This window comes from Thermosulfurimonas sp. (assembly GCF_015491435.1).
In the GTDB taxonomy this organism is placed as follows: domain Bacteria; phylum Desulfobacterota; class Thermodesulfobacteria; order Thermodesulfobacteriales; family Thermodesulfobacteriaceae; genus Thermosulfurimonas_A.
Genome location: NZ_WFVX01000005.1, coordinates 1 through 8020 on the forward strand (window position 1 = coordinate 1; position 8020 = coordinate 8020).

9 protein-coding genes and 1 tRNA gene are annotated in these 8020 nt (G+C 57.7%); 1 reads left to right on the forward strand and 9 read right to left on the reverse strand.

The features are described from left to right. Nucleotides 1–76: 76 nt before the first annotated feature. From F8J34_RS00180 to F8J34_RS00205, 6 genes are all read right to left on the reverse strand, one after another. Nucleotides 77–153, reverse strand: a tRNA-Arg gene (locus F8J34_RS00180). A 60-nt stretch (nucleotides 154–213) separates the two neighbouring features. After that, nucleotides 214–1140, reverse strand: coding sequence for a cysteine synthase A (cysK, locus tag F8J34_RS00185; protein ID WP_297055054.1), 927 nt, complete (start codon nucleotides 1138–1140; stop codon nucleotides 214–216). Beyond that, complete coding sequence (gene epsC / locus F8J34_RS00190) at nucleotides 1137–2081, reverse strand: serine O-acetyltransferase EpsC (protein WP_297055056.1); 945 nt, start codon at nucleotides 2079–2081, stop codon at nucleotides 1137–1139. The genes cysK and epsC overlap by 4 nt, the downstream gene beginning before the upstream one ends. Next, nucleotides 2059–2703 carry a methionine biosynthesis protein MetW gene (gene metW, locus F8J34_RS00195; protein ID WP_297055059.1) on the reverse strand — a complete coding sequence of 215 codons (645 nt, stop codon included), beginning with the start codon at nucleotides 2701–2703 and terminating at the stop codon, nucleotides 2059–2061. The genes epsC and metW overlap by 23 nt, the downstream gene beginning before the upstream one ends. Continuing rightward, entirely contained in the window at nucleotides 2687–3859 is a 1173-nt protein-coding gene (locus tag F8J34_RS00200; protein WP_297055062.1) for a homoserine O-acetyltransferase, read from the reverse strand. Before F8J34_RS00200 ends, metW begins: the two co-directional genes overlap by 17 nt. A 14-nt stretch (nucleotides 3860–3873) precedes the next feature. Continuing rightward, nucleotides 3874–5127, reverse strand: coding sequence for an aminotransferase class I/II-fold pyridoxal phosphate-dependent enzyme (locus F8J34_RS00205; RefSeq protein WP_297055065.1), 1254 nt, complete (start codon nucleotides 5125–5127; stop codon nucleotides 3874–3876). 111 nt (nucleotides 5128–5238) lie between these two features. Here F8J34_RS00205 and F8J34_RS00210 point away from each other — a divergent pair, with 111 nt between their 5' ends. Next, nucleotides 5239–5742 (forward strand): Rrf2 family transcriptional regulator, encoded by a 504-nt coding sequence (locus tag F8J34_RS00210; protein WP_297055067.1) that lies wholly within the window; start codon nucleotides 5239–5241, stop codon nucleotides 5740–5742. Here the strand turns inward: F8J34_RS00210 and F8J34_RS00215 are convergent. The 3 genes from F8J34_RS00215 to F8J34_RS00225 all read right to left on the reverse strand — a co-directional run. Next, nucleotides 5651–6370 (reverse strand): polysaccharide deacetylase family protein, encoded by a 720-nt coding sequence (locus F8J34_RS00215; protein ID WP_297055070.1) that lies wholly within the window; start codon nucleotides 6368–6370, stop codon nucleotides 5651–5653. The genes F8J34_RS00210 and F8J34_RS00215 overlap by 92 nt on opposite strands. Next, complete coding sequence (locus tag F8J34_RS00220; protein ID WP_297055073.1) at nucleotides 6355–7572, reverse strand: glycosyltransferase family 4 protein; 1218 nt, start codon at nucleotides 7570–7572, stop codon at nucleotides 6355–6357. Before F8J34_RS00220 ends, F8J34_RS00215 begins: the two co-directional genes overlap by 16 nt. Then, nucleotides 7554–8020: flippase-like domain-containing protein (locus F8J34_RS00225; RefSeq protein ID WP_297055076.1), on the reverse strand; the 467-nt coding region annotated here is incomplete at its 5' end. The genes F8J34_RS00220 and F8J34_RS00225, both read right to left, overlap by 19 nt.

Consider the following 8020-nt stretch of genomic DNA (forward strand, 5'->3'; position numbering starts at 1 on the left):
CCAATGCCAATATCGGAGAGTGCCAGCCGGTCCAGAATAAGGGGTCCAGCACCTTCCAGCGGCTATTTTAGGCCTCTGGCGCGCCCGGGAGGATTCGAACCCCCAACCATCGGATCCGAAGTCCGACGCTCTATCCAGTTGAGCTACGGGCGCAACAATTAAAATTTTAACCGATCCTGAGGCCCCAACAAGGCGATAACCCCGAAGAGGAACTCAAAGGCCCAGGTCAAAAAGATCGGTGCTCAGATAGCGTTCGCCGGTATCGGGAAGGATGCACACGATGACCCGGCCCCGGTTTTCCGGCCGCCGGGCCACCTGAAGTGCCGCCCACACCGCGGCCCCGGAGGAGATACCGCAGAGGATGCCCTCCCTCCTGGCCACCTCCCGGGCCATTCTTATGGCTTCCTCCGAACGCACCCGAACGATCTCGTCGATGATCTTGAGGTTCAGGATAGGGGGCACGAATCCCGCACCTATACCCTGGATCTTGTGCGGCCCGGGTTTTCCTCCGGAAAGGACCGGAGACTCCGCGGGCTCCACGGCCACGGCCCGAAAGTCCGGTTTCCGGGCCTTGAGCACCTCCGCCACCCCGGTAATGGTCCCCCCGGTGCCTACCCCGGCCACCAGGATGTCCACCCGTCCCTGGGTGTCCTCCCAGATCTCCTCCGCGGTGGTGCGACGATGGATTTCCGGATTGGCCGGGTTGGCAAACTGGTTGGGCATGTAAGATCCGGGGATCTTCCGGCTGAGCTCCAGGGCCTTCTCCACCGCTCCCCGCATGCCCAGCTCCCCGGGGGTAAGCACCAGCTCCGCTCCCAGATGCCTCAGAATAGCCCTTCTCTCCAGACTCATGGTCTCCGGCATGGTAAGGACCAGACGATACCCTCTTTCCGCGCACACGAAGGCCAGGGCTATCCCTGTGTTTCCGCTGGTGGGTTCTATAATGGTTCCTCCGGGCCTGAGAAGCCCCCTCCTTTCCGCATCCTCGATCATGGCCCAGCCTATGCGATCCTTGACACTGGAAAGAGGATTCTGGGCCTCGAGTTTGCCGTAAATCTCCACATCCAGGTTTTCGCCGACGCGCTTAAGACGCACCAGGGGGGTGCGCCCGATAACCCCGGTGATGCTCTCGCAGATCATAGTATTCCTCCCGAAGACTTCTCTCTTTTGCGCCGCAAAAGACGCAGTTCCGGTTTCTTGAGAAAGACCTTGGTGTCCGGAGGGATGCTCTCGGTGATCCAGACATTTCCTCCGATGATGGAACGGGCGCCGATGACCGTATTTCCGCCCAGGATGGTGGCGTTGGAATAGATGATGACATCGTCCTCAATGGTGGGATGGCGCTTGCGATAACGCAGTTCCTCCACCGCCTCCCTGGGGACCGAAAGGGCCCCCAAGGTTACGCCCTGGTAGATGCGCACCCTTTTTCCGATGACCGTGGTCTCTCCGATGACCACCCCGGTGCCGTGGTCGATGAAGAAGCTCTCACCGATGGTGGCCCCGGGGTGAATGTCTATCCCGGTGAGACTGTGGGCGTATTCGGTCATCATACGCGGAAGGTAGGGGACCTTCAGCCGGTAAAGTTCATGGGCCAGCCGATAGACGGTGATGGCCAGAAAACCGGGATAACAGAAGATGACCTCCTGCCGGCTTTTGGCTGCCGGATCTCCCATGAAGGCGGCCTCCACATCCGTAAGGAGCAGGCGTTTCACCTCCGGAAGTCGCTGGATGAACCTGAGGGCCAGGTCCTCTCCCCGCACCCCCGGCGGGGGGTTCCCGGCACGGGTCAGGGACTGATAACGGAAAGCCCGGTTGATCTGGCGGGAAAGTTCCTCAAAAAGGAGATTGAGTTCCTCCCCCAGGTAATAGGGGAGATTCTCCGGATTGATATTGGCCGAGGAAAAGTACCCCGGAAAGAGGATCCTTCGGGCCCGCTTAAGGATGCGGATGACCTCCTCCTGCGAGGGGATGGGAATGGGGCCGGCCTCGTCCCAGTAGGCCCTCTCCTCCCAGGTTTCTGCAAGTTCCCGGACCACGGCATGGAGTTCGCCGTACCAGTTAATTCCCGTTTTTTCGCCCATTTTCTTCCTTCCCCACCATGAATATTCCGTAGGTGGCCCGCAGGTTGGCCCATCTTCTCACGATCTTTCCCTGTCGATCCTGGTTATAGGTACTTACCGGGGCCTCCCGGATCACCCGATATCCCAGCCGGTGGATGAACTCCCGGAAGTCCCTGATGGTGATGACCCGGATATTGGGGCTGTCGTACCATTCGTAGGGAAGCTGCGGATTCTTGGGCGCCCGACCGTGGAGCAGGAGATCCAGACGGATGGTCCAGTGAGCGAAGTTGGGAAAACTCACGATGACCCTCCGGCCTATCCTCAGAAGAGAAGGGAGAAGGAGGTGCGGGGTGTAGATCTGCTGGAGGGTCTGGCTCAGAATGACATAATCGAAGGCCTGATCCGGATAGTCCAGCACCTCCTGGTTGAGATCCCCCTGAATCACGGTGAGTCCCTTCTGGATGCATTCTCTCACCTCGGCCTCGTCCTTTTCGATGCCGATCCCTTTGACCCCCTTGTGCTCCCGCAGATAAAGGAGGAGGTCGCCCCGGCCGCAGCCCAGATCGATGACCTTGGATCCGGGCTCGATCCAGGAGGCGATGATCTGAAGATCAAAACGCAGATCCTTAAGGCTCAAACTCACGGCTGACCCTCTCCAGAAAACTGTGCACCAGCTCCTCGAATTTTTCGTTGGGGATGAGAAAGGCATCGTGACCCCAGTCGGCCTCGATCTCACAGAAACTCACGTCCAGTTCGTTTTTCTTCATGGCCTTGACCATCTCCCGGGACTGATAGGTGGGGTAGAGCCAGTCCGAGGAGAAGGAGATGACCAGAAAACGGGCCCGGGCCTTGGAGAAGGCCTTGACCAGGGACCCTTCTCCGTGCTGGCGTTTCACATCGAAATAATCCGCGGCCTTGGTGATATAGAGGAAGGAATTGGCGTCGAACCTTTCCACGAACTTCCGTCCCTGATAACGGAGATAGCTTTCCACCTGGAAATCCACCTCAAAGCCGAAGGAAAAGTGGCTTTTATTCTGGAGCCGGCGGCCGAACTTACGCCGCAGGGCCCGATCGGAAAGATAGGTTATGTGGCCGATCATGCGGGCCACGGCCAGGCCCATCTCCGGTCGGGGACCGTCGTAGTAATTGCCTCCCCTCCAGTTGGGATCGGCCATGATGGCCTGCCGGGCCACCTCGTTGAAGGCGATGGCCAGGGCCGAGTGGCGGGTGGTGGTGGCAATGGGGATGGCCGCATGGACCATTTCCGGATACCGAAGCGCCCACTCCAGGACCTGCATCCCTCCCAGGGACCCTCCTATCACCGCCAGGAGTTTGCGGATGCCCAGGTGCTCGATGAGCACCCTCTGGGCCCGCACCATGTCCCCGATGGTCACAAAAGGGAACTCCAGGGCATAAGGTCTTCCGGTGTTGGGGTTGATGGAGGAAGGACCGGTGCTTCCGGCGCATCCCCCCAGGATGTTGGAGCAGATCACGAAGTACTTCTCGGTATCGATGGCCTTCCCCGGCCCCACCATGAAGTCCCACCAGCCGGGCTTGGGGTCGTTTTCGGAGTAATACCCGGCCACATGCGAGTCCCCGGAGAGGGCGTGCAGGATGAGGATGGCATTGCTGCGGTCGGCATTGAGCTGACCGTAAGTCTCGTAGGCCAGGGTAATGGGGCCCAGCTTGGCCCCGCACTCCAGGGGAAAGAGATGCGGAGGATAGGCAAAGGTAAAGTATTTCTTCTGGACGATACCCACCGAACGGCCTCGGCGGTCGTGGGTGATGTACTCACTCATTGCCTCCTCACCCCTTAAAGACGATCCAGGGCCTGCCTCAGGTCCTCGCAGATGTCCTCCACGGCCTCTAGGCCCACCGAAAGACGGAGAAGATCCGGGGTAATGGAAAGGTAGCGCCGGGTCTCCTCGGGGAAAGACAGGTACTGGGAGGAATAGGGATGGATGATGAGGGTCTTGCAGTCCCCGAGATTGGCCAGATTAAAGATAAGACGCAGGTTTTGGATGAACCGGAAGCAGGTTTCCTGGTCCTCAAGGCCGAAGGCGATGAGGGCCCCGAAGCCCTTTCCCCGGAACTGTCTCTGCGCCACCTCCCGGTCGGGGTGATCCGGAAGCCCGGGGTAGCGTACCCATTTCACCCGGGGGTGTTCGGCCAGGAAGCGGGCCACCTCCATGGCGTTAGCGAGGTGGCGCTCCATGCGCACGGCCAGGGTATCGAGTCCGAGCATGGTGAGATAGGCGTGAAAAGGACTCTGGGTGGTTCCGAAGTTGATGTGATGTTCCCGCCACACCTTGTCCAGATAGGCCAGAGGGCCCTTCCGATCCACGAAGGGTTTAAATTCCTCGGCGAACCTGGAATTCATCCAGTCAAAGCGTCCTCCGTCGATGATCACTCCTCCGGTGGCGCAGCCGTGTCCGCTGAGATATTTGGTGGTGGAATGGATCACCACATCGGCTCCGAGTTCCAGGGGTCGGCAGAGGTAAGGGGTGGCCAGGGTGTTGTCCACCAGGAGGGGGATTCCGTGGGCATGGGCGATTTCCGCGATGGCCGCGAGATCCGGAACATCCATCTTGGGGTTCCCGATGGTCTCCACGAAGATGAAACGGGTCCTCTCGTTTACCGCCTTCCGGATGGCCTCAAGGTCCGTGGGTTCCACGAAGCGGGCCGTAATTCCGTACTTTTTGAATACCTGGGCGAAAAGAACATAGGTGGACATAAAGAGGGAATTTCCGGCCACGAATTCGTCCCCGCTGCGCAGGAGGGCCATACAGGCGTTGGTGATGGCCGCCATCCCGGAGGAGGTAACCACCGCTCCGGCCCCTCCTTCCAGCGCGGCCAGTTTCTCCTCCAGCACACGGTTGGTGGGGTTGGTGAGCCGGAGATAGATGTGGTCCGCACTTCGGCCGCCGAAGGCCTCGCGCAGGCTTTCCGCCGTGGGATGCCGGTGCGAGGCGGTCTGATAAATGGGGGGAAGGGTGGCCCCCTCCCACCGTTCCGGGTGGATGCCCTCATGAATGACGCGGGTCTCAAACCTCCAGTTCCGGTTCATTTCGGTCTCCTTGCTTGGGGTCTTCAAAAAACTATTGCCAAAATATATACTGATATTATATGGATTGCAAGCGTATTGAAAAATGAGAAGTTGGCATCTATAAAAGGCAATATGAGGATTACCACTAGAAGCCGATACGGTACCCGAATGATGGTGGAATTGGCCGTGCACCACGAAAAAGGCCCGGTGCAGCTGGGAGAGATAGCTCGAAGGCAAAAACTCTCCGTAAAATATCTTGAACAGCTTATAATTCCTCTTAAAAAAGCCGGGCTAATTAAAAGTCATCGTGGAGCCCGTGGAGGGTATGCCCTGGCCCGCTCTCCGGAGGAGATCACCGTCTGGGAGGTGGTATCCATCCTCGAAGGAGACGAAGGGGTTACCCCCTGTGTCCATTACCCGGATCTCTGTGAAATGAGTCCTATATGCCCCACGCGCGACGTATGGGATCTCCTGACCGAGGTTATCCGGGAGACGCTTGCCCGCATTACCATCGCGGATCTGGCCCGTAAATATCAGGAAAGGCTCAAGCTCTGTGAGGATCTGAGGAAGGATAAAGCCTCAGGTAGTCCCTTAGAAGGAGGAAAGGCGTCTTCCTCTGGCGATAAAAATCGATGAGTCTGGCCAGGAGTCTCAGGGCCGTATTCCCGGTATGGAAACGACAGTCCAGGCGGACCCCTTTTATGGGCACAAATTCCCAGGGGTGGGCGAAATAGATCCGGGGTTCCCGAAGAAAAAGATGCAGGGGTTTCTGAAGGCTCCAGGGTAAACGCAAGACCGAGGAGGTTACGGATACCGGAAGCTCCAGGATTCCTTCCTCTCGCGAAACCCGCCAGTGGCCCTTGTAAACCGCCCGGGAGGAATCCACCAGGATCCCGTTTTCCCGCAGTACCGGCAGCAGATTCCGGGGGAGCTGGAGATTGGGGGCCCGGAAAGAAATTACCTCCCCGAAGCCTCGCAATACCTCCAGGGCCTGTCGGATGAGCTCCGCGGCTCTTTCCCGGGGAAGCTGGTCCAGACGCTCGTGGTCGTAGGCATGACAGCCCAATTCGTGTCCCTCCTCAAGCACCCGTCTTACCAGCCGGGGATACTTTAGAGCCATACGGGCGGTAAAGAAGAAGGTTCCTCGAATCCCTCGCTCGGCCAGAAGATCCAGGATCCGGGGCAACCCCTCCTCCATGCCCCGGGTGGAGGTGAGATAGGGAGGGCAGTCTTCCTCCACGTCAAAGGTCAGGGATACCGGCATGAACGGGCCCTTTTCCTGAGCATCTGATGGAAAAGATAAAGCATAAAGAGTCTTCGCTCGGCGCTGCTTAGGGTGTCCTCATAAACACGGACGATCTCGGGGATCAATCTCTTCCAGCTGAAACGTTCCTCGGCCCTCCGGCGGGCTTTTTGCCCCATTTCCCTCCGCAGATCCTCGTTTTCGATCAGGTTCTGAAGATGCTGCCGGAGCTCTTCATCATTATAGGAAACCAGACCGGTTGCTCCGTGCTCCACGACTTCGCTTATTCCACCGTGGTTATTGGCCACCACCGGGACCCCGCAGGCCATGGCCTCCAGAGCGGCTATTCCGAAGGCTTCATAGATGGTGGGGGAAAGATAGATGTCACTGGCCTGGAGATAGGCCCGAACCTCCTCTCTCGTTCGTCTGCCCAGGAGTTTGACCGTATCCTCCACCCCGTATTCCCGGATGAGGGCCTGGATGTTTCGCCTCTCGGGACCGTCCCCGATGATCAGAAAGATAACCCTTCGGCCGTATCTTGACCTGATCTCTCGGGCCAGTCTAGGAATTAGGTGCACCCTTTTTCTTTTGGTCAGACGCGAGACGGTGATCACGACCGTTTCGGTCCACCCCAGACGCTTTTTCCAGGCCCATCTGTCCGCCGCGGGTTTCCAGAAATCGGTATTTATGCCGTTGGGAATAACGTGGATCTTTCTTTTCCCGGAGTTTTTCCCCAGAATGGCCTCCAGGTCCCTCTTTACCGCTCCGCTTACGGCTATGAAGGCATGGATCTTGTGGAGAAATAGGCGCAAGAATCTTACATAAAAAGGATTCAGGAAGGAATCTCCGAGGAGGGAATGTCCGGTCAAGAGGCTGGGGACCCCTCTTATCCCCGAGGAAAGGTTGGCCACGGTCACGGCCAGAGGAGAATAGAAGCTATGACTGTGCGTGATATCGAAGCGTTCGTTTTTGTATAGTTCGTTGATATTTTTGAGCATCTCCGGGCCGAAATTCACCTTAAAACTTTCCAGGGTTAGTTGTCCTTTAAAGCGATGGACCTTATAGGGGAGGTTTTCGTCGGGATAATCTCCGTTGCCGGTGATGAGATGGACCCGGTGTCCCCTCCGGACGAGCTCCGTAGCCAGGTCATGAAGATGATATTCGATTCCTCCCACGCTGGGGAAGAACCAATCCGAAACCAGGGCTATCTTAAGGCCTTCCATATCTCCATACCTCCTGAGGTGGCTAGGACCATAAAACCCACCACCGTGCTCAACCCATAAGAAATGAACCTCTCCAGAAGGGTAACCGAAAGGGAAAGGGGTAGAGGAACCCCCAGATAGAGCAGCACTCCGGTCAGCCCTCCCTCCACTATGCCCACCCCTCCGGGAGTAAAAGCCAAGAGCCCGAAGACCAGATTGGCCAGGGATATGACCGCCACCAGGGTGAGGGAGGGGTGCCAGCCGAAGACCAGGGCAATAAGTTTGAGCCTAAGGATATCCAGGGCCCATACCAGGGAACTCAGCCCCACGGCGGCGAGGTTCAAACGGGTCTTTTTTTGGAGATCAAGGACGGAAAGGAGTTCGTTTTCCTTCAGATTTAGTCTGAAGAGTTTTAGGGATAGCCTGATCAATTTGTCCCACTTGAGCCAGACTAAGACCATAATTAGAG

What these genes read in the sequence shown, in the direction of transcription:
- cysK (WP_297055054.1), bottom strand. Translation starts at nt 1,140, where the DNA reads ATGATCTGCGAGAGCATCACCGGGGTTATCGGGCGCACCCCCCTGGTG.
- epsC (WP_297055056.1), bottom strand. Translation starts at nt 2,081, where the DNA reads ATGGGCGAAAAAACGGGAATTAACTGGTACGGCGAACTCCATGCCGTG.
- F8J34_RS00200 (WP_297055062.1), bottom strand. Translation starts at nt 3,859, where the DNA reads ATGAGTGAGTACATCACCCACGACCGCCGAGGCCGTTCGGTGGGTATC.
- F8J34_RS00205 (WP_297055065.1), bottom strand. Translation starts at nt 5,127, where the DNA reads ATGAACCGGAACTGGAGGTTTGAGACCCGCGTCATTCATGAGGGCATC.
- F8J34_RS00210 (WP_297055067.1), top strand. Translation starts at nt 5,239, where the DNA reads ATGAGGATTACCACTAGAAGCCGATACGGTACCCGAATGATGGTGGAA.
- F8J34_RS00215 (WP_297055070.1), bottom strand. Translation starts at nt 6,370, where the DNA reads ATGCCGGTATCCCTGACCTTTGACGTGGAGGAAGACTGCCCTCCCTAT.
- F8J34_RS00220 (WP_297055073.1), bottom strand. Translation starts at nt 7,572, where the DNA reads ATGGAAGGCCTTAAGATAGCCCTGGTTTCGGATTGGTTCTTCCCCAGC.